General features: G+C 44.6%; 31 protein-coding genes. 27 read left to right on the forward strand and 4 right to left on the reverse strand.

The genetic code is table 11. The features are described 5' to 3' along the window. The first annotated feature begins 26 nt into the window (after positions 1 to 26). From aroQ to efp, 3 genes are read left to right on the forward strand one after another with little or no spacing between them, the layout of a single operon-like run. On the forward strand, positions 27 to 464 hold the full coding sequence (gene aroQ, locus BVG16_RS03145; RefSeq protein WP_078497055.1) for a type II 3-dehydroquinate dehydratase: 438 nt from the start codon (positions 27 to 29) through the stop codon (positions 462 to 464). Between the two features lie 47 nt (positions 465 to 511). Next, positions 512 to 1,588 carry a M24 family metallopeptidase gene (locus BVG16_RS03150; RefSeq protein WP_078497056.1) on the forward strand — a complete coding sequence of 359 codons (1,077 nt, stop codon included), beginning with the start codon at positions 512 to 514 and terminating at the stop codon, positions 1,586 to 1,588. A gap of 42 nt (positions 1,589 to 1,630) precedes the next feature. Further along, entirely contained in the window at positions 1,631 to 2,188 is a 558-nt protein-coding gene (efp, locus tag BVG16_RS03155; RefSeq protein ID WP_078497057.1) for an elongation factor P, read from the forward strand. A 90-nt stretch (positions 2,189 to 2,278) separates the two neighbouring features. On the opposite strand, the gene BVG16_RS03160 is transcribed toward efp, so the two are convergent. After that, positions 2,279 to 2,509 carry a 3-dehydroquinate dehydratase gene (locus tag BVG16_RS03160; protein WP_078497058.1) on the reverse strand — a complete coding sequence of 77 codons (231 nt, stop codon included), beginning with the start codon at positions 2,507 to 2,509 and terminating at the stop codon, positions 2,279 to 2,281. Positions 2,510 to 2,712: 203 nt separating this feature from the next. On the opposite strand from BVG16_RS03160, the gene BVG16_RS03165 reads away from it, so the two are divergent. Then, a complete protein-coding gene (locus tag BVG16_RS03165; protein ID WP_078497283.1) occupies positions 2,713 to 3,966 on the forward strand; it encodes an aspartate kinase in 1,254 nt (417 codons plus the stop codon). 3 nt (positions 3,967 to 3,969) lie between these two features. Here the strand turns inward: BVG16_RS03165 and BVG16_RS03170 are convergent, their stop codons facing one another. The 3 genes from BVG16_RS03170 to comA all read right to left on the reverse strand — a co-directional run bounded on the left by BVG16_RS03170 (position 3,970) and on the right by comA (position 6,128). Then, positions 3,970 to 4,434 (reverse strand): DUF441 domain-containing protein, encoded by a 465-nt coding sequence (locus BVG16_RS03170; RefSeq protein WP_078497059.1) that lies wholly within the window; start codon positions 4,432 to 4,434, stop codon positions 3,970 to 3,972. Between the two features lie 75 nt (positions 4,435 to 4,509). Further along, complete coding sequence (locus BVG16_RS03175; protein ID WP_078497060.1) at positions 4,510 to 5,259, reverse strand: 2-phosphosulfolactate phosphatase; 750 nt, start codon at positions 5,257 to 5,259, stop codon at positions 4,510 to 4,512. 50 nt (positions 5,260 to 5,309) lie between these two features. Then, complete coding sequence (gene comA, locus BVG16_RS03180; RefSeq protein ID WP_078497061.1) at positions 5,310 to 6,128, reverse strand: phosphosulfolactate synthase; 819 nt, start codon at positions 6,126 to 6,128, stop codon at positions 5,310 to 5,312. Between the two features lie 146 nt (positions 6,129 to 6,274). Between comA and BVG16_RS03185 the strand changes: the two genes are divergently transcribed. The 23 genes from BVG16_RS03185 (at position 6,275) to ahrC (ending at position 23,958) form a co-directional block, all read left to right on the forward strand. Beyond that, positions 6,275 to 6,541: a YqhV family protein gene (locus BVG16_RS03185; protein ID WP_078497062.1), complete on the forward strand. Its 267-nt coding sequence runs from the start codon at positions 6,275 to 6,277 to the stop codon at positions 6,539 to 6,541. Positions 6,542 to 6,616: 75 nt separating this feature from the next. Next, positions 6,617 to 7,618 carry a stage III sporulation protein AA gene (spoIIIAA, locus tag BVG16_RS03190; protein ID WP_078497063.1) on the forward strand — a complete coding sequence of 334 codons (1,002 nt, stop codon included), beginning with the start codon at positions 6,617 to 6,619 and terminating at the stop codon, positions 7,616 to 7,618. Beyond that, complete coding sequence (gene spoIIIAB, locus BVG16_RS03195; protein ID WP_078497064.1) at positions 7,611 to 8,129, forward strand: stage III sporulation protein SpoIIIAB; 519 nt, start codon at positions 7,611 to 7,613, stop codon at positions 8,127 to 8,129. Before spoIIIAA ends, spoIIIAB begins: the two co-directional genes overlap by 8 nt. 54 nt (positions 8,130 to 8,183) lie before the next feature. Then, positions 8,184 to 8,387: a stage III sporulation protein AC gene (gene spoIIIAC / locus BVG16_RS03200; protein WP_078497065.1), complete on the forward strand. Its 204-nt coding sequence runs from the start codon at positions 8,184 to 8,186 to the stop codon at positions 8,385 to 8,387. A gap of 10 nt (positions 8,388 to 8,397) precedes the next feature. Then, entirely contained in the window at positions 8,398 to 8,787 is a 390-nt protein-coding gene (gene spoIIIAD, locus BVG16_RS03205) for a stage III sporulation protein AD (protein ID WP_078497066.1), read from the forward strand. Positions 8,788 to 8,805: 18 nt separating this feature from the next. Continuing rightward, a complete protein-coding gene (gene spoIIIAE, locus BVG16_RS03210; RefSeq protein WP_078497067.1) occupies positions 8,806 to 9,999 on the forward strand; it encodes a stage III sporulation protein AE in 1,194 nt (397 codons plus the stop codon). A 34-nt stretch (positions 10,000 to 10,033) separates the two neighbouring features. Next, positions 10,034 to 10,798, forward strand: a complete 765-nt coding sequence (gene spoIIIAF, locus BVG16_RS03215; RefSeq protein ID WP_078497068.1) for a stage III sporulation protein AF — start codon at positions 10,034 to 10,036, stop codon at positions 10,796 to 10,798. 39 nt (positions 10,799 to 10,837) lie between these two features. Then, a complete protein-coding gene (gene spoIIIAG, locus BVG16_RS03220; RefSeq protein WP_078497069.1) occupies positions 10,838 to 11,482 on the forward strand; it encodes a stage III sporulation protein AG in 645 nt (214 codons plus the stop codon). Positions 11,483 to 11,531: 49 nt separating this feature from the next. Beyond that, the gene (locus BVG16_RS03225; protein WP_078497070.1) at positions 11,532 to 12,323 is read left to right on the forward strand and encodes a SpoIIIAH-like family protein; all 792 of its coding nucleotides are present in this window, start codon (positions 11,532 to 11,534) and stop codon (positions 12,321 to 12,323) included. A gap of 149 nt (positions 12,324 to 12,472) precedes the next feature. Next, positions 12,473 to 12,964, forward strand: a complete 492-nt coding sequence (accB, locus tag BVG16_RS03230; RefSeq protein ID WP_078497071.1) for an acetyl-CoA carboxylase biotin carboxyl carrier protein — start codon at positions 12,473 to 12,475, stop codon at positions 12,962 to 12,964. Positions 12,965 to 12,980: 16 nt separating this feature from the next. Continuing rightward, a complete protein-coding gene (gene accC, locus BVG16_RS03235; protein WP_078497072.1) occupies positions 12,981 to 14,324 on the forward strand; it encodes an acetyl-CoA carboxylase biotin carboxylase subunit in 1,344 nt (447 codons plus the stop codon). A 141-nt stretch (positions 14,325 to 14,465) separates the two neighbouring features. After that, entirely contained in the window at positions 14,466 to 14,873 is a 408-nt protein-coding gene (locus BVG16_RS03240) for an Asp23/Gls24 family envelope stress response protein (RefSeq protein ID WP_078497073.1), read from the forward strand. A 107-nt stretch (positions 14,874 to 14,980) separates the two neighbouring features. Further along, complete coding sequence (gene amaP, locus BVG16_RS03245; protein WP_078497074.1) at positions 14,981 to 15,520, forward strand: alkaline shock response membrane anchor protein AmaP; 540 nt, start codon at positions 14,981 to 14,983, stop codon at positions 15,518 to 15,520. A 13-nt stretch (positions 15,521 to 15,533) separates the two neighbouring features. Continuing rightward, positions 15,534 to 15,764, forward strand: coding sequence for a DUF2273 domain-containing protein (locus tag BVG16_RS03250; RefSeq protein WP_078497075.1), 231 nt, complete (start codon positions 15,534 to 15,536; stop codon positions 15,762 to 15,764). A 149-nt stretch (positions 15,765 to 15,913) separates the two neighbouring features. Continuing rightward, positions 15,914 to 16,360 carry a transcription antitermination factor NusB gene (nusB, locus tag BVG16_RS03255; protein WP_078497076.1) on the forward strand — a complete coding sequence of 149 codons (447 nt, stop codon included), beginning with the start codon at positions 15,914 to 15,916 and terminating at the stop codon, positions 16,358 to 16,360. 98 nt (positions 16,361 to 16,458) lie between these two features. Beyond that, positions 16,459 to 17,316, forward strand: a complete 858-nt coding sequence (folD, locus tag BVG16_RS03260) for a bifunctional methylenetetrahydrofolate dehydrogenase/methenyltetrahydrofolate cyclohydrolase FolD (protein ID WP_078497077.1) — start codon at positions 16,459 to 16,461, stop codon at positions 17,314 to 17,316. Positions 17,317 to 17,329: 13 nt separating this feature from the next. Further along, positions 17,330 to 18,688, forward strand: a complete 1,359-nt coding sequence (xseA, locus tag BVG16_RS03265; RefSeq protein ID WP_078497078.1) for an exodeoxyribonuclease VII large subunit — start codon at positions 17,330 to 17,332, stop codon at positions 18,686 to 18,688. Next, entirely contained in the window at positions 18,681 to 18,950 is a 270-nt protein-coding gene (gene xseB, locus BVG16_RS03270; RefSeq protein ID WP_078497079.1) for an exodeoxyribonuclease VII small subunit, read from the forward strand. The genes xseA and xseB overlap by 8 nt, the downstream gene beginning before the upstream one ends. Beyond that, positions 18,925 to 19,854: a polyprenyl synthetase family protein gene (locus tag BVG16_RS03275; protein WP_078497080.1), complete on the forward strand. Its 930-nt coding sequence runs from the start codon at positions 18,925 to 18,927 to the stop codon at positions 19,852 to 19,854. The genes xseB and BVG16_RS03275 overlap by 26 nt, the downstream gene beginning before the upstream one ends. 350 nt (positions 19,855 to 20,204) lie before the next feature. Further along, the gene (gene dxs / locus BVG16_RS03280) at positions 20,205 to 22,115 is read left to right on the forward strand and encodes a 1-deoxy-D-xylulose-5-phosphate synthase (RefSeq protein WP_078497081.1); all 1,911 of its coding nucleotides are present in this window, start codon (positions 20,205 to 20,207) and stop codon (positions 22,113 to 22,115) included. 14 nt (positions 22,116 to 22,129) lie between these two features. After that, positions 22,130 to 22,978, forward strand: a complete 849-nt coding sequence (locus BVG16_RS03285) for a TlyA family RNA methyltransferase (RefSeq protein WP_078497082.1) — start codon at positions 22,130 to 22,132, stop codon at positions 22,976 to 22,978. Between the two features lie 66 nt (positions 22,979 to 23,044). Then, the gene (locus tag BVG16_RS03290) at positions 23,045 to 23,500 is read left to right on the forward strand and encodes a hypothetical protein (RefSeq protein ID WP_144027274.1); all 456 of its coding nucleotides are present in this window, start codon (positions 23,045 to 23,047) and stop codon (positions 23,498 to 23,500) included. A gap of 8 nt (positions 23,501 to 23,508) precedes the next feature. After that, entirely contained in the window at positions 23,509 to 23,958 is a 450-nt protein-coding gene (ahrC, locus tag BVG16_RS03295) for a transcriptional regulator AhrC/ArgR (RefSeq protein WP_078497084.1), read from the forward strand. Positions 23,959 to 23,978: the final 20 nt, after the last annotated feature.

Raw genomic sequence — 23,978 nt, forward strand, 5'->3', positions numbered from 1 at the left:
GTACTTCGAATGGGGAGATGAAGCGAATGCGAAAAATACTTGTACTAAATGGCCCTAATTTGAATATGCTTGGCATTCGTGAGCCCGGCGTATATGGTACAGATACGTTAGCAAGTATTGAAGCCATGTTGCATTCGAAAGCAGAGGAACTTGGCCTATCGGTTGATTGCTATCAATCGAATCACGAAGGTGCGCTAATTGATCGCATTCATGCAGCCTACAATACATACGATGGCATACTCATTAATCCTGGTGCATTAACACATTACAGTTATGCACTTCGTGACGCGCTTAGTACCGTATCTATCCCGACTGTGGAGGTACATATGTCGAATATTCATAAACGTGAAGAGTTTCGTCATGTCTCTGTAACGGCCCCTGTCGTGATTGGGCAAATTGCTGGCTTCGGTGCTATCAGCTACGAATTAGGCTTGCTTGCTCTCAATCGTCATTTACCTGCATAACATCAGGCGGTGGCCAACAAATTGGGAATGAAAAGAGGATGAGACTAGTGGATAACAAACGCGTAGTACAACTTCGACAATCGATGAAAGCAGCAGATTTAGAAGCGATTTTTATCACGAATGGGGTAAATCGCCGATATTTAACTGGATTTACAGGAAGTTCAGGTTATGTTGTGATCACGTTCGACAAAGCCTATTTCTTAACAGACTTCCGTTATGTAGAACAAGCCAATGCTCAAGTGAAGGGTTATGACATTATTGAGCATAAATCCAATGTGATGGAAATCGTTCGTCAAGTACTAACCGAACAACAAGTCACACGTCTTGGTTTTGAGCAGAATCACGTCACGTTTGGAACTTACACGAACTATGCGGAGCAGCTGCAAGGGATTGAACTTGTGCCTACAGCAGGATTAGTGGAAGATCTGCGCAATATTAAAGATGAAGAAGAACTTGCTATTATGCAAGAAGCGTTCGATCTAGCAGATCTAACCTTCACACATATTTTACCGATGATTAAACATGGTGTGACAGAAGAAGCCCTTGCGTTAGAGATGGAAATCTTCATGCGTAAGAATGGAGCCACTTCTTCTTCGTTTGATACCATCGTAGCTTCTGGTGAGCGTTCTGCATTACCGCATGGCGTTGCGAGTTCACGTGTACTTCAGGGCAACGAATTAATTACATTCGATTTTGGCGCTTACTTGAAAGGATACTGTTCCGATTTAACTCGTACAGTGGCATTAGGTAACCCATCTGCCAAACACCGCGAGATTTATGATGTCGTATTAGAGGCGCAATTACATGCTTTAGAGCACATTCGCCCTGGTATGACGGGAGCAGAAGCAGACGCCTTGACGAGAGATATCATTACACGTTATGGTTATGGTGATAATTTCGGCCATAGCACGGGACATGGTCTCGGGATGGAAGTGCATGAATCGATCCGTGTAGCTAAAGGAAGCGATATGATTTTAAAACCCGGCATGGTTGTAACCGTGGAACCCGGCATATATTTGCCAGGCATCGGCGGTGTCCGTATCGAAGATGACATTGTCATTACAGATACCGGGATTAAAATATTAACCCATTCGACGAAGGACTACCTTGTATTGGACATGTAAAGAATGGTGAAGCAGGAAACGATATTTAGGAGGAATTTATAAGTGATTTCAGTAAACGATTTTAAAACAGGTTTAACTGTAGAAGTAGAAGGAGATATCTTTACAGTTATTGATTTCCAACACGTTAAACCAGGTAAAGGTGCGGCATTTGTTCGTTCCAAATTGAAAAACCTTCGAAATGGGAATACGGTTGAACGTACATTCCGTGCTGGTGAAACGATTGGCAAAGCACAAATCGACAATCGTGAAGTACAATACTTATATAGCAGCGGTTCAGAGTATACATTTATGGATAACGAGACATATGATCAGTTCACATTGACGAAGGAACAATTGGAATGGGAAGTAAATTTCTTGCTCGAGAATATGAATGTTAAAATTAGCAGCTACAAAGGTGAAATCCTAGGTATTAACATGCCTACAACGGTTGAGCTTAAAGTTGTTGAGACAGAACCAGGCGTCAAAGGAAACACGGCACAAGGTGCAACGAAAAATGCAAAACTTGAGACAGGTTTGAACGTTCAAGTTCCATTATTCATTAACGAAGGCGACGTATTGATCGTGGATACGCGCGAAGGTAAATACAGCTCACGTGCGTAGCATTTAGACAGAACAAAACCCCTTCCGACAGTAGATGTTGGAAGGGGTTTTGTTCGTGAATATGCTCTATATGTAGGGGATATAGAGTCCTTAGAATAAGGATAACGCTAACGTATCCGATTCCCGCTTGGAGTGAAGAATGGCTTCACATCCGATAATTTCAATACTGATCAAGGTATCCAGGCATTTTTTAATGGCTTTTTTACCATTTTTCATTTTGCTATCTAATGCTGTCATCAAAGCTGTTAATGTCTTTTTATTCATCGATGTGTAGAATACGGGAATTGTTTTATTCTGAAAGTTGATAAGTTGTTTTGTCATAGGAGACACCTCCGAAATGATAAAGTTATTGAACTTATGAGGCTATTGTACACGGTGAACATTAAAATTATCTTAAAATTCTGTTAAAAGTATGTGAGGATTTGCGCAAAGTGCTATTATTTCTTGTTTTTTTCCACAAGACGGCAGGATTATGTTATAATATTCAAAATTATGAACACCTGTTGGTTGGGAGTGAGACAACATTGGCTTTATACGTCATGAAATTTGGGGGCAGTTCTGTCGGAGATACAGAACGAATGAAGCGCGTTGCTAAGCGCATTGTAGAGAAGAAGGAAGCTGGGCACCGTTGCGTGGTTGTTGTTTCGGCAATGGGTGATACGACGGATGATTTAATTGACCAATCGAAATTACTGAATTCGAATCCGCCGGCACGTGAGATGGACATGTTGTTGACAACGGGTGAGCAAATCTCTGTTGCCTTATTGTCCATGGCTATTCATCAACAAGGACATGATGCTATTTCTTTCACAGGATGGCAAGCTGGCTTCCGTACGGAAGCGGTACACAGTAAAGCGCGTATTACGGATATTCAACCAGAGCGGATCGATGCGGCGCTGAACGATGGGAAGATCGTCGTTGTTGCGGGTTTCCAAGGCATGTCCGAAGACGGAGAAATTACGACATTTGGTCGTGGGGGATCGGATACGACGGCTGTAGCGCTTGCTGCAGCGATAAATGCAGATGTCTGTGAGATCTATACGGATGTGGACGGCATTTATTCAACAGATCCACGGATCGTCAAATGTGCACGTAAACTCGATGAAATATCTTATGATGAAATGCTTGAATTAGCGAATCTCGGTGCGGCGGTATTACATCCACGTGCTGTCGAATATGCGAAACATCATAAAGTACGTTTAGTTGTGCGGTCTAGTTTTAATCATAATGAAGGTACGGTTGTCAAGGAGGAAACAGTCATGGAGCAAGGCGTAGTTGTTAGCGGAATCGCATTTGATAAGAATGTAGCCAGAATTAGTATTCTTGGCGTACCTGATTTGCCAGGCGTCTTGGCAAAAGTGTTCACAGCTTTGGCAGATGCTGGCGTAAACGTGGATATTATCGTTCAGAGCGGTGTTCAGAACGGAAAAGCGGATTTCTCATTCACGGTTACATTAACGGATACTGAACTTGCTGTACAAGTGATTAATAACATCCGCGGCGAAGTTCCTTATGATAACGTTACCTCAGAGACTAACTTAGTAAAGGTTTCCATTGTAGGTGCAGGGATGGTAAGTAATCCGGGTGTGGCTGCCAAAATGTTCGAAGTGATCTCACAGCAAGGCGTGAGCATCAAAATGGTGAGCACGTCCGAGATTAAAACATCTTGTGTTGTAGATAGTGAGAAACTTCATGATATTATCCGTGAATTACACACGGCTTATGGTCTGGATACTGCAGCCCAAGTCGTTGTAGGCGGACCTCAAGATCGTCGTTAAGTTTCACATGAATCGACCGAGAATGAGCTGAATGATCTTCATGAGGACAGCGGTTAAGCCGGCTGCCATGAGCGGACCGACAGGAATCCCTCGAAAGAATATAATGCCAATAATGGAACCAATGACAAGACCCACAATAATTTGTGGGTCTATTTTTAATACTTCCAGACCTTTCGCGTTCATCATGGTCGCAATGGCTCCACCTGCGATTGCTAGAATGCCAGGCCAAGAGGTGATCGTTTCCCAAACTTCTTTGGTCGATATGCGTCCGGAAATGAACGGTACAAGGACGGCCATGGTAAGAAAAAGCAGCCCGAGCTCTAATCCCCGTCGTTCGATCGTCGGTAGGAAGCGATCCAGATGGATCAGCTTCACGATTAGAAGTACACAAGCTGCCGTCGTTATAATAGAAGATCGGCTGATTAAGCCTATGATAATAAGAATGACCATAATAATTTCGCCGTTCATTGGTAAGCTCCTGTCCCAAGTAGATTCATAGTAAGTTTATGAACAGAAGCTTGTTTTAGAACCTTAATTCCGTTGTTAGGATCTTATCAGAAGCGTTGGTGTTACCGGAAACAACTTCATGGATTGTTGATCGTTCACAAAGGGAACGACAGGAACGGTGTTCATCCCGGCACAATATTCGACATCTTCCGCGAAGCCGATCTTAGACAATTTTCGTCCGCCTGCACAATTCATCAAGGTGTGAACCAGATTGTCCTTATGCTGGAGATATGCGCTGTGCATGGCGAGCCCGAAGTCATTAACTTGCAAAGGGGGTGCCAGATCATTTTGCTGGATGAGTTCCTCCACGAACAACCCTGCACATAACCCATCCTCCAACGCAAATACATCCTGGGCTCCGGCGCATAGCAGTACGATATCTTTACGAAGTGAAAGTGCGATACCTGCACAGACAGATGCGTTAATGAAAGCACCTGCAAGGATATGGGTCGCTTTGGTCGATTTCTGAATGGCTCGAGTCCCGTTGGTCGTCGTTAGTACGACCTTTTTATCTCGTATAACCTCATCCATATATTCGTAGGGAGAATTGCCTGCATGAAATCCTGCGATTTTCTTGCAGAACCGCTCACCGCCTAACCAGTCTCCTGGCAATTGACAAGTCCGAGCCTGTTGAACAGTTTCTACCGGAAGAACCTCTTTACATCCATGCGACAGTGCCGTAATGATCGTACTTGTTGCGCGTAGAACATCAATGACAATCGCTGTTTTGTGTATAAAATCATCTGATCTCGCCTCGTTAACACTGGCGATCACATCTACGTGCATTTTCTCCACTCCTAAATTCACATATTTAAACAAACATCATACGAAGCAGGTTAGATCATATAATCACAGGTTTGGTGCAATAATTCGAATGTATCGGATCGTAGTCCACGACGTAATGCTTCTAAGGACATCACTTCTTGTGGTGGAATATTTCCTAAATTCACTTTGGTGCCAATGGCTTGAATTAAAAATAATTGCTGGGATTTTAATGGCGCTTCCCATAGAATCCAGTCCATATTCGGTATATGCAGCAACATACGTTCAAATTCCTCTTCTTTGCAGCCTCCACTGTCATTATAGATCCCAACCCCCATGCCGGATTCTCGCCCTTCCATGGTAATAAGCTCTGCACCCCGATGACGATCTTCATAAATGGTGTGGATCAGTTCGGAATAATCTATGGATGAACCTGTGAGCTTCTTGCCGAATTCTGTAAACACATGCAATCCATGATCGAGGGCTCGATCAATTAATTCATTCCGGAGTTGTCTACTTAAGGCAATCGTGCCATCCGATACTTCAACGCCTGTAAACCCTGCCGCGGCAACGGTGTCGAAGAAGGAGGGTACGACCCCTTGTTGAACAGCGACTTCAAGAAATGTCCCTCCGGGAATGAGACAAATATGATGGGCACGCGCAAGCTCCGCCTTTTTTCTTAATATTTCTGAAGAATAGAGGGCAGATGTACCGAAGCCAAGCTTAAGAACATCGATATAGGCTCCGGCCGTCTGCATTAAATCTTCAAAAGCATGTAGTCCAAGTCCCTTATCGATGACCATGGTTCTTCCTGTGATTCTAGGTTTGGCCTCCCGTACATTGGATGGGTCGGCAAGTCGTGCATGCCAACACGGACTTGTTATTACTTGCATAATCAACTCTCCTTCATGTTGTCGGAATAATAATCATGCTAGCAATATATGCACGCTGCAATAGACAGGTGCCTATACAGGAAATAGACCTAAATCGAGACAAGCTTGCATAGATTGAAATGAATAGTTTAGAAGGAGTGTGGATAATGTTTGATAAAATCGTGCTCAGTATGGCAACCCTTCGACTCATTTCTGGATCTCTTGAAATTATTGCAGCGCTGCTTATGCTCCGATTCAATCAAGTGGAAAAAGCTTTAATCGTGAACAGTTCCTTGGCCTTAGTGGGTCCGATCGTATTGCTCACGACAACAACCATTGGATTCATTGGTGTAGCAGAGAAATTGTCTTGGGGGAAAATTGGATGGGTTGTGCTTGGGATTAGCTGTTTGATGTTTGGCATATTGAAAAAATAACGCTGATTCAGGCATAAATACTTCGTACAAGCATACATATGTGGTAAACGCTAGGACAGCTTGGGGGTTCATGCGATGAAAACAACAACATGGCTATCTATTTTTCCAAGCACCATTCAAGAGTTGCTAGGCAAGCTGCATCCTACCGTCTTGGCACGCATTGAAGAAATTCGCGTGCGTCAGGAACGGCCCCTCGAAGTCAATTATCAAGGTCAATTCCATTACGTAAATTATCGCGGGGAGTTGACGGACATGCCGGGGGAAGGATACTTGCCTACGCGTGAAGATGGGAATCGATTGCTAGATTTTATTACAAATCATTCTTTGTACACGATGGAAGAGGAGTTGCGTAAAGGCTATATCACCATTCATGGAGGTCATCGCATTGGGCTCACTGGACGGGCTGTATTGACGAAGGGGCATGTGGATCATATTCGCGATATTACGAGTTTTAATATTCGTATTGCACGTGAACTTAAAGGAGTGGGCGAGCCCATTCTTCCCCAACTGCTAGATTTTCGTCAACATAGCGTGCAGCATACGTTGATTCTCTCTCCGCCTCAGCATGGGAAGACAACATTAATTCGAGACCTGGCTCGCTTAATCAGCGGTGGACAATGGATGCATGCTGAAGCGAAGTGGAAGGGCCTGAAAGTAGGGATCGTGGATGAACGCTCTGAGATTGCAGGTTGTCTGAAGGGGGTACCCAGTTTTGATGTGGGGCCCCGGACGGATGTACTTGATGGGTGCCCGAAGGCGGAGGGGATGATGATGATGATTCGTTCCATGTCACCGGATGTGATGCTCGTGGATGAAATTGGCAGGCCAGAGGATGCCGATGCCATTCGCGAAGCACTCCATGCAGGGATTCGTGTCATCGCGACAGCACATGGCAGTGAACTAGAGGATGTCTTACGTCGGCCAGTATTGAACAAGTTGATCTCCGATGAGTTGTTTCAAACCTATGTCGTTCTTCACCGATCGTCCAAAGGAACGGTTAATCGATTATACGATGCGAAGCGGAGGCTGCTTCATCCACTTGCTGCAGGTGTGAAGGGCGGCAGTTATCATGCTTAAACTCATTGGCGCAATTCTCGTCTTGGTCTCCGGAACACTGTTCGGGTTCTACCAAGCAGCACAGTTTGCGAACAGGCCAAAGCAAATTCGCCAGTTCATTTTAGCCATGCAGCGACTCGAGACCGAAATTTTATATGGATTCACACCGCTTGCAGATGCCCTTCTCAAAATTGGACAACAGCTCTCGGATCCACTTCGAACGATATTTAACGAAGCAGCACACCGATTAACGGATCGTACGAATGTGACTGCACAAGAAAGCTGGCAGCAATCGGTTGAAGAGCATTGGAAGCATACCGCGATGAAACAGAATGAGAAACAGATCATTCATCAATTTGGTTTCACGCTTGGGACGAGTGATAGAAACGACCAAATCAAACATATTCGTCTAGCTGTCAATCAGCTTCAGCATGAAGAGGCTGCCGCTCGCGACGACCAATCGCGATACGAGAAAATGTGCAAGAGCCTTGGTCTGTTAGCTGGTGCATTAATCGTTATCTTGATCTACTAACAATCTATTTCAACCTTTCTAAGAGGGGAGTAGATTTAGAGAGGTGCCAAAGGGATGAGCATAGATGTAGGCGCAATATTTCAAATCGCAGGAATTGGCATCATTATTGCCATGATTCATACGGTATTGAAACAGATGGGAAAAGAGGATATGGCGCATTGGGTGACAGTTATCGGATTTGTTGTCGTCCTGTTCATGGTCGTTCGTCTCCTAAATGATTTGTTTCAAGAGATTAAAACGATCTTTCTCTTTCAGTAGGTGATTGGATATGGAAATCATTCAAATGGTCGGACTCGGATTAATTGCTACAGTTCTCGTCCTTATTGTGAAAGAGCAGAAACCGATGTTCGCCTTTCTGATCACTACGTTCACGGGGATCGCCATCTTTTTGTTCCTTATCGGTAAGATCGAGGCCGTAATCAGAGTTCTTGAGGATTTAGCCGTTCGCTCAGGCATAGAAATGGTATATCTCAAGACGATTCTTAAAATTATTGGAATTGCCTATATTGCAGAATTCGGCGCACAGATTGTTCGTGATGCTGGACAAGACAGTATCGCTTCCAAGATCGAGCTTGCTGGAAAAGTACTGATCATGGTGCTCGCAATTCCGATCATTAGCATCATTATTGAAACGGTGATACATCTGTTACCTGCTTAATGAAATGGAGATGAAGCCATGATACGACCCTGGGAAGATCACAGAAATATGAAAATGGTTGTCGTCTTCATGATCTGCTTCTTCATTGCTTGGACAGGTCAACTATTTGCTGCATCACCAGCGGATACCGTCATACAAACCCAGGCCAAGGATTTACCAACGGGTGAGATTGAGCGTTATTGGGACGATTTGATGAACCAATATGGCGGATTTTTCCCAGATCAACACACACCGAAATTTATGGACATGCTGCTTCCTGATGGCAAAGGTTTTAGCGTGAAGACCGTTTTCCAGGGCATTCTTAAGTTTCTCTTGCATGAAGTGCTGTATAACGGAAAACTGCTGGTTACGATCGTCATTTTGACGGTATTCAGTATGATTCTTGAAACCTTACAGACCGCCTTTGAACGAAACGCAGTTAGTAAAGTCGCTTATTCGATCTCCTACATGATCATTATCATCATTGCGATTAACAGCTTCAATGTAGCCATTGGATATGCGAAGGAAGCCATTGAGAGCATGATCCATTTCATGATGGCCATGATTCCGCTGCTATTCACCTTGCTGGCTTCGATGGGAAATGTAGTTACGGTGTCTGTGATGCACCCGCTAATCATTTTCATGATCAATACCGTAGGAACGCTAATCTACGCCGTCATTTTTCCATTATTATTCTTCTCTGCCGTACTTCACATCGTCAGCACCCTGTCAGATAAGTACAAAGTAACGCATCTGGCGAATTTGCTTCGGAATATTAGCATCGGACTACTTGGAGTCTTACTCACGGTGTTCTTAGGAGTTATTTCTGTACAAGGCTTTACAGGTGCTGCAGCAGACGGTGTAACGATCCGAACAGCCAAATATATTACAGGGAACTTCGTTCCCGTCGTGGGCAAGATGTTCTCTGATGCTGCGGATACTGTTATCTCTGCTTCCTTGCTGGTGAAGAATGCGATCGGATTAGTCGGTGTCATCATTATTTTGTTCCTCTGTGCATTCCCGGCATTAAAAATACTCACACTCGCACTGATCTACAATATTTCCGGCGCTGTCATGCAGCCGCTAGGAGATAGTCCAATTGTAACCTGCCTCCAGACCATTGGGAAAAGTATGATCTATGTGTTTGCGGCTCTAGCTGCTGTAGGGCTTATGTTCTTCATGGCCATTACGATTATGCTGACGGCAGCGAATGTGACGGTGATGATGCGATGAATCGGATGAGGAACCCTTTGGGGGGTGATGACCCATGATGGAGTGGCTAGGCGGTTGGTTGAAGCAAATTATATTCATCATCTTATTGGCTACATTTATTGATTTGATCTTGCCTAATCGTTCCATGCAGCGTTATGTGAAGCTCGTCATTAGCTTGTTAATTCTGATTACGATAATGACACCGGTTGTATCCATTTTTCAGAACAGCTTTGCCGAACGGTTGGCGAACAGTTATGAACAACTGGATGGTCTCAAAAGTCCAGCAAATACGGCGACAGGCTTGGATCATATTGTCCGCGAGGGCGATCGGTTAAAACGAAAGCAGGAGGAAAAAGTCATACAAACGGTGCAAACGGAAATAGCTTCGCAAATTAAGACCCAATTGGAACAACAGACCGGTACGAAGGTCTCGCAAGTTCAAGTTAAGATCGAGAATATGGAGACAGACGGTAACCTAGACCTTTCGAAGACAGGACAGAGTCAAGTCGAGGCTTTGAAACCAACGATAAAATCCATCATCGTCCATCTTCAGCCGGAGACCCCTTCAACAGAACAACAGCGGGATCACGACAACCCGATTGCGGTAATCAAGCCCGTAGAAGGCGTCCAAGTCGACGTCAAGATCGAACCAATTGGTTCAGGGCAAGCTGTCGAAGCAGACGCAGAACCACAGAACGATCAGATTTCAGCAACAGATCAAGCTATGGGGGATCAAGTCGTCGCTTGGATTAAGACAACCTGGGGTGTGGCGCCAAGCAAAGTAGATGTGTATCTGGGAGACGCCACGCAAATCCATTAAACGAATTCGTATAAATCATTTGTATCGGAGGTGAATTTCATGGCCAAATGGCTGCAATCACTTGAGAAATGGATTGGCGGAGGACCTGGCGGTTCGAAACGCGTACAGTCGTTCCGATGGTTACTCATTCTAGGGTTAGTCGGTATCGGGCTGCTGCTATTTAATGCATTCACCCACATGAATGTCAAACAAGTAGATACCGTGAATGAAGGTCGCGAACCACCAATTAACCAACAAGATACAGCCGTAACAGCGACCCACGATTCATCTTCGTCTTTTGATACGATTGAATCCACGATGGAGGCAAGCATGAAAGGGATACTTGAGAAAATCGTGGGTGTCGGCGAAGTGGATGCAGTTGTCACGATTGAATCGACAGAAGAAGTTGTTGTACAACGCGAAGTGAAAGACAATCAGCAGGTTACGGATGAATCGGATCCGAATGGAGCAAGACGGCATGTTACGCAATACTCCAGAGATGGTCAGATTGTCACCTATGAAGTCTCCGGGAATCAAACGCCGATGATCGTCAAGAAAATTAAACCGAAAATTCGAGGGGTTGTCATTGTCGCGAAGGGTGCGGAGAACCGCACAGTCAAGAGCTTAATCGTAGATGCGATTGAGAAGGGGTTCAGCGTTCCCTCGTATAAAATTTCAGTAGCTCCACGCAAACAAGCGAAGTAAAAGAATTCATGATTCTAATAAAATTATAAACCTGTAGGAGGAACATGAAATGAATACAAAAAGACAAACAATTTGGTTGGTAAGTATGTTAAGCATTATGGTGGTATTATCTGCGTATTACTTATTCACAGAGCCTGCTGCAACACCGAATAAGGTGGCTCAAAACCAAACGCAACAAGGGAATAAAACGAAAACAAATGCAACGGAAGCAAGCACAGCGGGGAACCCAGGCGGCTTAACTGAAGTGAAAGTAAATGAAGTGAAAGACCCGAATTTGGATGCACAGAATGTGGATAAGACCACAGACAAAGGAACTGTCGTAGCGCCAGACATTACGACGGAACAAGGAGAAGGCAAGACTACAGACAAAACAACGGTGACAGAGAAAACAACGACGGATAAAGCAGCTAAAGATAAAAAAACGGAACCAACGGCAGCAGCAACAGACCAACAAATCATTGATGAATTGAGCAAGCAAGGCGCGACATCCAAAGAAACCATTGCAACATACCAACAAGAACGTAATCAAGCCTATACAACGCAAATTGACAAGCTGCAGGGCATCGTGCTCGATATGAGCAAGACACCTGAAGAGGCGGGTAAAGCGCAACAAGAATTAACGGCGCTGGACGAGAAAGAACAAAAAATTACGAACTTGGAAGATGAGCTGCGCAAACAATTTGGTGATGCCGTGATCAAACAGCAAGACAAAGATAAATATCAAGTTGTCGTTGCAAGCGACCAATTAGAAGTGAGTGAAGCTGTAAGTATCGTCGACCTTATCGTGAAAGAACTGAAAGTGTCTCAAGATAAAGTAAGTGTAAAGCGGATCGCACCCTAAAAGAGAATCGAATTCAGAAATGAAGAAGAGTCCAGGAAAACTGGGCTCTTTCCATTTTAAAGGTTTATGATATAATACTAACGGTATATATGTGTACATCCATACCTGCATTTCCCAAATGGTTAACAAAGCTGAAGGAGTGAATATACATGTTTAAGTTGAGCGAGATTAAAGAATTGATCAAATTGCTTGATCAAACATCCGTTCAGGAGCTAGAGATTGAAAACGAAGGTACGCGTCTATTTATTCGAAAACCAGGTAAAACCGAAGTTGTCAATGTTCATGCTGCACCGCTTCAGCCAACGTATCAACCGCAAGCTGTTCCAGCACCAAATGTAGTTCCTGCTGCTGCTCAAGTGTCAACAGAAGCAGTTCCAGCCCAACAAGAAATCAATAACAATCTACATAAAATTGTATCTCCGATGGTAGGAACTTTCTATCGTTCGTCTAATCCGGATGCGAATCCGTTTGTCAGCACTGGCGATAAGGTCAAAGAGAAAACGGTTGTATGTATTATTGAAGCGATGAAATTAATGAATGAATTGGAAGCTGAAGTTAAAGGTGAGATCGTAGAAATCTTGGTTGAGAACGGCCAATTGGTTGAATTCGGTCAACCTCTTTTCTTAGTTAAAGCAGAGTAAAAGGAGGTTGTACAGCGTGAAATTTCAGAAAATATTAATTGCGAATCGCGGCGAGATTGCAGTACGTATTATCCGTGCATGCCGTGAAATGGGGATCTCGACGGTTGCCGTATATTCAGAAGCCGATCGAGAATCTTTGCATGTACGTCTTGCAGATGAAGCTTATTGTATTGGACCTACGTTGTCGAAGGACAGTTATTTGAACTTAGCCAATATTATGAGTGTTGCTACATTAACAGAATGCGATGCAATACACCCAGGATACGGTTTCTTAGCCGAGAATGCGGACTTTGCAGAAATTTGTGATTCGTGCAACATTACGTTTATTGGTCCTTCCCCAGATGCCATCAACAAGATGGGGGATAAAGCCGTTGCAAAACAGACGATGAAAGAAGCAAGCGTTCCTGTCATTCCAGGTTCTGAGGGACTTATCGAGGATATGGAAGAAGCACTTATGGTAGCTCGTGATATTGGTTATCCTGTAATTATCAAAGCGACAGCAGGCGGAGGCGGCAAAGGGATTCGTCTTGCTGAGAATGAAGAATCACTAGTACAGCAAATTACGACGGCGCAGCAAGAAGCTCAGAAAGCTTTTGGCAACGCAGGCGTTTACCTAGAGAAATTCTTAACAGGCATGAAGCATGTTGAGATTCAGATTATTGCCGATAAACATGGGAATGTTGTTCACCTTGGTGAACGTGACTGCTCAGTTCAACGCCGCAGACAAAAACTCATTGAGGAAGCACCTTGCCCAGTACTAACACCAGAAGTCCGTACGCGTATGGGTGAAGCTGCAGTACGTGCAGCGCAAGCCGTTGAATATTCAGGTGCAGGAACACTTGAATTCTTGCTTGCACCGAATGGCGAGTTCTATTTCATGGAAATGAACACGCGGATTCAGGTAGAACACCCTGTAACCGAAATGATCACAGGTGTGGATTTGATCAAAGAAATGATCTGCGTAGCAGAGGGTAGTCCATTATCCTTCAAACAAGAAGAAATTGAAATCAAGGGCTGGTCGATCGAATGCCGCGTGAATGCGGAAGATCCGGATCGTAATTTCATGCCATCACCAGGAACCATTCAATTCTATCTGCCTCCAGGCGGATTAGGTGTTCGCGTTGATAGCGGAGCGTATCCAGGGTATACCATTTCACCGCATTATGATTCCATGATTGCGAAATTAATCGTTCATGCGAATACGCGTGAAGAAGCCATAGCAAGAATGAAACGTGCTCTCGCAGAATTTGTGATTGATGGGATTCATACGACGATACCATTCCATTTACGTCTGTTAGAGCATCCGAAGTTTATTGCAGGGGATTTTGATATTAAATTCCTCGAAGAATACGAGGTTTAAGAAGTCCCGAACTACGCATTCGCAAGCGGAATTGGATAAGCCGAGGTTTGTCATAATTCCTACGAAATGATATAGTATGTATAATAAGATGCGGGTGACTTCTTAGTATGCATCGCAAACTTATTGGAGGTGCTGACATTCATGAACATGATACCTATGGATTATGAAAAGACAGATTTAGGGGAAATTCAAATAGCTCCAGAAGTTATCGAAGTCATCGCAAGTCTCGCAACGATTGAAGTGAACGGTGTTGCAGGAATGAGCGGTGATTTTGCTGGTGGTATTGCTGAATTGCTTGGACGTAAGAACTTATCTAAAGGTGTAAAAGTGGAAGTGGGCCAACGTGAAGCAGCAGTTGATGTCAACATTATTGTTGAATATGGATTCCGTATTCCGGAAATCTCTGCTGAAATTCAACGTAGTGTGAAACATTCTATCGAAATGATGGCTGGGTTGAACGTTGTAGAAGTGAATGTACATATTCATGGCGTTCATTTCAAAACGGCGGAAAAGCCTGAAGAAGAAGATCCACAACAAAGGGTAAGGTAATTCGACACCTGTACAGGTGAATTGTCGAGGAACCTTTTACAAATGGAGAACCCCCGATCCAATAGGGTCAGGGGTTTGCTCTAATTTTAAGGAGGCAAGCATTTGTCATGATCAAAATATTGGACAGGCTCCTTTTATTCTTCTACAGTATCGTCATCGCTGTGGTTGCGATTTGTACCGTGCTCTATGCAACGAATGTTCTGGACCGTTCCTTATTGATTGGGACGGAGCAATGGTTGGATAATGCAGTGATCGCTGGAGCAATTGTGATTATTCTCATCAGCTTGCGGTTTTTTTATATATCAATTCGAAGAGATCGGGCATCGAATCATTCCATTGACTTACGTAATGAACTTGGCGAAATACATATTTCCATGGAGACGATTGAGAATTTGGCATTGAAGGCGGCCTCCAGAGTTCGCGGCGTGAAAGATTTAAAAGTGAAAATTCGTGTGACTGAAGCGGGCTTGGAACTTGTCGTGCGTACATTCGTGGACGGAGAGACATCGATTCCTGGATTGACGGAAGAAGTACAACGTCAAGTTCGGGATCATGTCACAGAAGTGACGGGAATTCCGGTGGCGGGCGTATCTGTATTTATCGCCAATATCGTTCAGACGCAGTCTTTTAAATCAAGAGTAGAATAGAGGTGATTTTCCAATGTTGAAATCGATTTGGGAAAGTCACGGGGGACGTATTCTCGGTGCTGGAGCCGGCATAGGTTTGGGTATCATTTATTTTATCGTCGGCTTTTGGGATATGTTGTTTTTTGCATTATTGGTTTTTATAGGTTTCACGCTTGGCAAACAACGAGATTTGAATCTTGGCAGTATATTTCCATGGGCACGAATTTGGGAATGGCTGACTAGCCGATGGAGCATGTTTAAATGAACCCTGTGGGCGACTCCTAATATAGAGACTCCGTTGATCTTTGGAATCGGATTAGGGGCAGTTCGCAGGTTTTTTTGATTAATATCCGTACCATACTAAGTATAGGGGCGGATTGTCAGGCAATGATTAAATTTTTGGAGGAACATTGAATGAAGCGGCGCTTAGCTAGAGAAATAACAGTACAGAGCTTGTATCAAATGGAAATGAACGGTGTAGAGGCAGAGGAAGCCGTTGCGATGGTATTGACGGAAGTGAAGGAAGACAACGAGACCGAAATCGAAATTCGTAATTTCACAGAGATGAATACGTATGTTCTAAGTCTTGTGCAAGGGACTTGGGCGAACAAAGAACGTATCGACCAGTTATTATCGGAGTATTTGAAAGGATGGCAGGTTGAACGTTTATCACGGGTTGACCGTCAGATTCTTAGATTAGCTTGCTTCGAGATGGTATTCAGTGATGATGTGCCGCCAAAGGTTGTCGTGAATGAAGCGATTGATGTAGCGAAGCATTTTGGTACGGATGAATCAGGGAAGTTCGTAAATGGTGTTCTTGGAAAAATGATTCGTGAACTGGAACAAATAAAAGCCAATTAATTGGCTTTTTTCTTTACGGGGCCCCCCGCAAAGTACCTGAATCAGCTTCGAAGCCAATTCCCCACTTTGTGGGGTATTTTAACAAGGGAGAGATGACCATGACAGCTGCTAAAATTGATGGAAAAGCCGTATCTGCTTCGATTCGCGGTCAAATTCTGGATGAAGTGTTAGAACTTAAGAAACAAGGTATACAACCCGGTCTAGCCGTCGTTCTCGTGGGTGAAGATCCAGGTTCTAAAGTGTATGTTGGCAGCAAGGAAAAGGCTTGTATTGAACTCGGATATTATTCCGAAGTGCATCGTCTGCCGGATACAACCTCCGAAGAGGAGCTTCTCGCGCTCATTGATAAATTGAACCATCAATCCAATGTGCATGGGATTCTCGTTCAACTCCCGTTACCTAAGCATATTCATGAAAAATCTGTGATCGATGCTATTGCTGTGGAGAAAGACGTGGATGGGTTTCATCCTATCAATGTCGGCAATCTCATGATTGGCGACGAGAGTCTGCTCCCTTGTACACCGGCAGGTGTCATTGAGTTGATCAAACGTGCAGGCGTTGAAATATCAGGCAAACATGCCGTGGTGATTGGTCGTAGCAATATTGTTGGTAAACCTGTCTCCATGTTGTTGCAACGCGAGAATGCCACAGTTACGATGTGTCACTCGAAGACCAGCAATATGCGTGAGCTCACGCAGCAAGCAGATATTCTCGTGGTAGCAATTGGACGAGCTAATTTTGTAGATCATACCTTTGTAAAACCAGGGGCTATCGTTATTGATGTAGGCATGAATCGTCTTGACAATGGCAAGCTTGCGGGTGATGTGGATTATCAAGATGTGCTAGAAGTAGCAGGTGCTGTTACGCCAGTGCCAGGTGGAGTAGGTCCGATGACAATAACCATGCTGATGCAGAATACCATTCTTGCGGCGAAACGAGCGCATGGCGTGAAATAAGGGTGATAATGTAATGGGTGAGCAACGCGTATTATCGATCAAGGATTTAAATCGTTACATTCGAATGAAGCTGGAATCCGATCAATTGATGCAGGATGTATGGGTTCGGGGAGAGATTTCGAACTTTACGCATCATTCCAGCGGACATATGTATTTTACACTTAAAGATGCCGATAGTCGGGTTAAATCGATTATGTTCGCCTCGCACAATCAACGTCTGGCCTTTCGACCAAAGGAAGGCACACGCGTTATTGCAAGAGGGAATGTGTCTGTATACGAACGTGACGGGCAATATCAATTCTATGCCACGCATATGCAGCCCGATGGAATTGGGAGTTTATATCTTGCTTATGAGCAATTAAAGAAAAAGCTCGAAGAGGAAGGATTGTTCGCTGCGGAGCGCAAACAGTCCTTACCGAAGTTCCCTCGAGCGATAGGTGTGATCACCTCCCCTACGGGGGCTGCGGTGCGAGATATCATGATTACATTACAGCGTCGATACCCAACCGTCCCTATTATGATCTATCCCGTGCTTGTACAAGGGACGCAAGCCGGAGCCTCTATCGTCAAAGCGATTGATGTGATGAACCGCCATCGTGAAGTTGATGTGCTAATCGTGGGACGAGGCGGCGGATCATTAGAGGAACTGTGGGCATTCAATGAAGAGATCGTAGCGCGAGCCATTTATGCCTCGAAGATTCCGATTATCTCGGCCGTAGGTCATGAGACGGATTTCACCATTGCCGATTTTGTGGCAGATTTGCGGGCTGCTACCCCTACGGCGGCTGCAGAACTAGCCGTTCCTCATCATTTAGAATTGAAACAGCATATTCGACGTTTAGAGCAGCGGCTAGAGCAAGCCTTAGCCATGCGGGTTCGCCAAGAACGCGATCGCCTCGGACGTCTCCAGCGATCGCCTTTTTTTGTGCATCCACGCAAATATCTACTGCAGCACGCCGAACGTCTAGACCGCTTGTCAGAACAATTGCAATACCGTATGAACGGGCTGATTGGCAGAGCAGAGGATCGCTTCACCAAATTGCAGCACCGGATCATGCGGCGTAACCCGAATGAACAAGTTATTTTTGCTCGGAAAAGGGTAGATTCGGAGACGAAACAACTATTGCAAGCGATGCAAGGTTTAGTCAAGGAACAAAAGTTAAAACTAATAACAGGAATGAAGCAATTGGATGCGCTCAGTCCATTGAAGGTCATGTCCCGTGGATATAGTCTGGTCTATGACGAGCAAGATCAACGTTTAATTAAATCGTTATCGGATGTACAACCTGGCGATATGGTTCATGTCAAAGTGAGCGATGGCCAATTGGAATGTCAGGTGTGGTCCATGAAGGGAGAGGACGTACATGGCTAAGAAGGAAACGAAAGAAAATCCGGTTAGCTTTGAAGAAGCAATTCTAAAATTAGAACAAATCGTCGGCGAGTTGGAGAGCGGGGATGTCCCGTTAGAAACGGCGATTGAGTTGTTCCAAGAAGGAATGCTTATGTCACAGCTTTGCAGTCAGAAGCTTGAGCAGGTAGAACAGAAGATTGAAGCTTTAGTTGAAGAGAACGGAGAACTGCGCAAGAAACCTTTTGTAGGAATTACAGATGATTCGGGGGATACCGTTGAATAAGACAGAAATATTCGCAGCCTATTTAGAGAAGACCCGAGTACAGATCGAATCCGAATTGAAGAAATCCCTGCCTACGGAATGGGACATGCCAGAATCGCTGAGAGAATCCATGATGTATTCTCTTCTTGCCGGAGGCAAACGTATTCGCCCGATTTTAGTACTCGCAGCAGCAGAGGCCGTCGGAGGGATAGCTTACATCCAAGCTGCAATGCCCGTCGCTTGTGCGATTGAAATGATACATACGTATTCATTGATTCATGATGACCTGCCACCGATGGATAATGACGATTATCGGCGTGGGAAGCTTACGAATCATAAAGTATATGGGGAAGCGATGGCCATTTTGGCAGGGGATGCATTATTGACGCATGCCTTCCAGCAGGTCGTGCAATCGTCTCGCCAGTATCATGTGCCTGCTGAGCAAGTTCTTGCGATCATGGATGATTTGTCTACCTTGGCGGGCGCTAAGGGCATGGTTGGAGGACAAGCCGCAGATATGATTGGTGAGCAGGGGATTACATCCTTAGAGCAGTTGCAGTACATCCACTTACATAAAACAGGGGACCTTATTGTATTCTCCCTGAAAGCTGGAGGGCGCGTGGCTGGCGCCACCGAACAGCAGCTGGCTGCGTTAGAAACATTCGGTCGGCAAATCGGCCTTGCGTTCCAAATTCAAGACGATGTGTTAGATGTCATCGGAGATGAACAGAAGCTGGGTAAGAAGACGAACAGCGATGTGGTCATGAATAAAGTGACCTATCCTTACTTTATCGGCGTTGAAGCTTCACAGCAAGAGATTGAGCGTCTAACGCAGGAAGCGAAGGAAGCAATTAACAGTGTTGACCTGAAGAATCCAGAGCAATTAATCGGGATCGCTGATTATTTAATGAAACGCGACCATTAATTGCTGCGTATAAAATAAAGATTTATGTTATAATAAGTCGTACAAAGCGTGGTGCAGTATTCTAGTCAGTGTTTTCGTTGAAGCACTCCATGAAATGGAGTAGTTTTACCACAATAGAAATGATATAAGTTTTGACGTATCAAAACTAGAAATTCTATTTGGCGATAAAAACTTCCTCTAAACGCGGTCGCTCATCTTCGAATGGATCGAGGGCAGAGGTTTTTATCATATCTATCGTTACGTATCGGTTAGCCTGCGGTTGTCGGCGATATGACGGGGAAGTTCTTTTACTTCCTGGAACGCAGATTTCGTATCCGGATATTTCACGAAGAAAAAAAGCAAACCGAACTATGGAAAGCGAGGAAAATTACGTGCTACTCGAACAGATTAATCAACCTGAAGACCTCAAGAAATATGCGGTCGAGGAGTTGGCTCAATTGGCGGGGGAAATCCGTCAATTTTTAATCGAGAAGCTATCCGCCACCGGCGGACATCTTGCGCCTAACTTGGGAGTCGTCGAGCTAACGCTTATCTTGCATTACTTATTTGATAGTCCGAAGGATAAGATTATTTTTGATGTTGGACATCAAGCATATGTACACAAAATTTTAACAGGACGCAAAGATCGATTCGATACGTTGCGCAAATATAAAGGTTTATGCGGTTTTATCAAACGCTCCGAAAGCGAGCATGACGTATGGGAAGCTGGACACAGCAGTACTTCACTGTCTGCAGCGATGGGGATGGCAACCGCTCGGGATTTAAAAGGGGAAGACAATCGTGTGATTGCCGTGATTGGGGATGCGGCATTAACAGGCGGGATGGCCTTTGAGGCACTGAACCATATTGGTCACGAGAAGAAAAACCTGATTGTCGTTCTGAATGATAATGAAATGTCCATTGCTCCGAATGTGGGGGCGATGCACAATTATTTAGGTAAGATTCGTAATGATAAAACGTATAAAAACGCCAAAAAAGAGCTGGAAAGCTTCTTGAAGAAAATTCCTTCCATTGGCGGGAAACTTGCTTCGGCTGCTGAACGATTGAAGGACAGCTTGAAGTATTTGGTCGTATCGGGTGTGTTGTTTGAAGAATTAGGGTTTACATACCTTGGACCTGTCGATGGACATGACTTGGTAACGCTGAACAATACGTTCAAGCAAGCGAGTCAAATGAAAGGTCCTGTACTTGTTCATGTCATCACAACCAAAGGAAAAGGCTATACGCCTGCCGAAGTAGACTCTCACAAATGGCACGGGATTACACCGTATAAGATGGAATCAGGCCAGGTGGTTAAGGCCGTCGGAAATCCGATGTACACCGAAGTATTTGGTAGTACATTAATCGAGCTTGCAGAACAAGATCAACGGATTGTAGCCGTGACCCCTGCGATGCCAGGCGGATCAGGTTTGATGCCTTTTGCAGCGAGGTTCCCAGATCGAATGATCGATGTAGGGATCGCCGAGCAGCATGCGGCGACATTGTGTGCAGCTTTAGCAATGGAAGGATTAAAACCTGTATATGCGGTCTACTCGACATTCTTACAGCGTGCATATGATCAAGTTGTTCATGATATATGCCGTCAGGATGCGAATGTGGTCTTCGCGATCGATCGTGCCGGATTTGTAGGAGCAGACGGAGAAACGCATCAAGGCGTGTATGATATTTCCTTTATGCGTCACATCCCGAATATGGTGATGATGATGCCGAAAGACGAAAATGAGCTGCGCCATATGATGAAGACGGCATTTGATTATAATGACGGACCGATTGCCATCCGATATCCGCGCGTGAACGGTGTAGGCGTTGCTTATGATAAAGAGTTACAATCGATTCCAATCGGAACATGGGAAGTCGTAAGAGAAGGCGAATCGTACGCGATTGCGGCAATTGGCCCGATGATTCAAGTTGCGCTCGATGCAGCGGAACACTTGAAACGTGAGGGCATCAACGTACGTGTCATTAACGCACGGTTCATTAAGCCATTAGACGCGGAAATGCTCAATCAGCTGGCCAGAGAACGTACGAACATGATCGTACTGGAAGAAACAGCTGTACTTGGAGGGTTAGGCAGCTCGATTCTTGAATACTACGCCCAACATGATATTTATGATATGCGTGTGAAACTGATGGGAGTTCCAGATTACTTTGTTGAGCACGGCAGCGTGAAGGAACAGCGTCAGGAAGTAGGATTAACGGCCGAGGAAGTTGCCCTTGAGATTAAGAAAATGAAACCGCGTATTCAGACGCGAGCGAAATAGAAGAGGTATACTGCATGTCAGAACTGAAGGAACGGATTGACGTTCTGCTCGTTGAGCAAGGTTTTTTTGAAAGTCGCGAGAAAGCGAAGGCGGCCATTATGGCAGGCATCGTGTTTAACAAGGATGGGGAACGTCTGGAAAAGGCGGGCACCAAAATTCTTCGTACGACGGAGCTTCACGTGAAGGGGCAATTGCATCCTTATGTGGGCCGAGGTGGTCTGAAATTAGAAAAAGCCATACGTAAGTATGAGATCGATATGAACGATCGTGTGATGCTTGATATTGGAGCCTCGACGGGTGGATTCACAGATTGTGCTTTACAGCATGGAGCGAGCTATGTATATGCCATAGATGTTGGGTATAACCAACTCGATTGGTCGCTTCGCAATGATTCGCGGGTAGATGTGATGGAACGAACGAATTTCCGGTATACAACACCGGAAGATTTGAAGGGGCCCACGCCTAATATGGCTTCGATCGATGTGTCATTTATCTCGTTGAAGATCATCCTACCTCCGTTATTGAGCTTATTGGAGCGCCCTGCACAGATTGTAGCCTTGATCAAGCCGCAATTTGAAGCAGGGCGTGATAAAGTTGGCAAATCGGGTGTTGTTCGTGATCCGAAGGTACATGAAGAAGTGTTGAAGAACATTCTCACATATGCTGACGGATTAGGGTTCCATTTAAAAGGCTTAACGTTCTCACCGATTACAGGTGGGGAAGGAAATATCGAATTCTTAGCGCTTTGGACGTTAGATCAAGACGCAGAACATAGCGATGCAGAAGGCATTGACATGTCTCTCATCGAATCCATCGTTCAAGAAGCTAGTCATACATTTACTGGAAACTCATCCAAAGGGTGAGTTTCTTTTGCATGAAAAAAGGAGAAAGTGCATGCTGCCTCGAATATGTTTCTCGAGGTGATTCGAATGGGACACAGTGATGAAGTTGTCATGATTGGAATCGTGGTAATCGCTGTATTATGGGCTTATTTTGGACTTCGCAAATGGCTGCATTCCCCGTTAAAAACGAACTTCTCAAGCGTGCCCATCAATAAGGATATTAAAGATTCCGTGGCGGTTCAGCTTATGGAACGCGATGGGTATGATGTTGTTGGAGGCAAGGTTCGAATTCCATTCTATTTTCTTGTGAATAATATTCAATTAGATAGCCGATTATTTGTTGATTATGTAGCTAGACGAAGCGGATCTTACTTCCTCGTCAAGGTCGCACGCGACCGGACGCCCATGGATTGGACGGCGAGCAGTGTTCGGAATAAGCTGTTACCGTATTTTCTGCTGTATAGTGATATTGACGGCATCCTGTATGTAGATGAGAAAGAACAAGAAATTCATCAAATTCATTTTCAACTTGAAGAAGAGTGAGGGGTTTTATGAAAGGTCAACGACATATTAAAATACGTGAAATCATTACTAACAAGGAAATTGAGACACAGGACGAGCTGGTGGAAGCATTGCGTTCGTCAGGGTATCATGTAACACAGGCCACAGTTTCTCGTGATATGAAAGAGTTGCATCTTATTAAAGTCCCGATGGATGACGGCCGTTACAAGTATTCACTGCCAACGGATCAACGATTCAATCCTGTTCAGAAATTGAAGCGTACGCTTATGGACAATTTCGTTCATATTGATTCTACGAACAACCTGATCGTCATGAAGTGTCTGCCCGGCACCGCGAATTCAATCGCGGTATTGATGGATTCCATCGAGTGGAGCGAAATCATGGGAACGATCTGCGGCGACGACACCATGCTGATTATTTGCCGTACAAAAGAAGATAGTGATAAAATTGTGTCACAAATTATGTCATTTATTTCATAACGGATCTGATGGGGGTGTAA

This window comes from Paenibacillus selenitireducens (assembly GCF_002021565.1).
Taxonomy (GTDB): Bacteria; Bacillota; Bacilli; order Paenibacillales; family Paenibacillaceae; genus Paenibacillus_K; species Paenibacillus_K selenitireducens.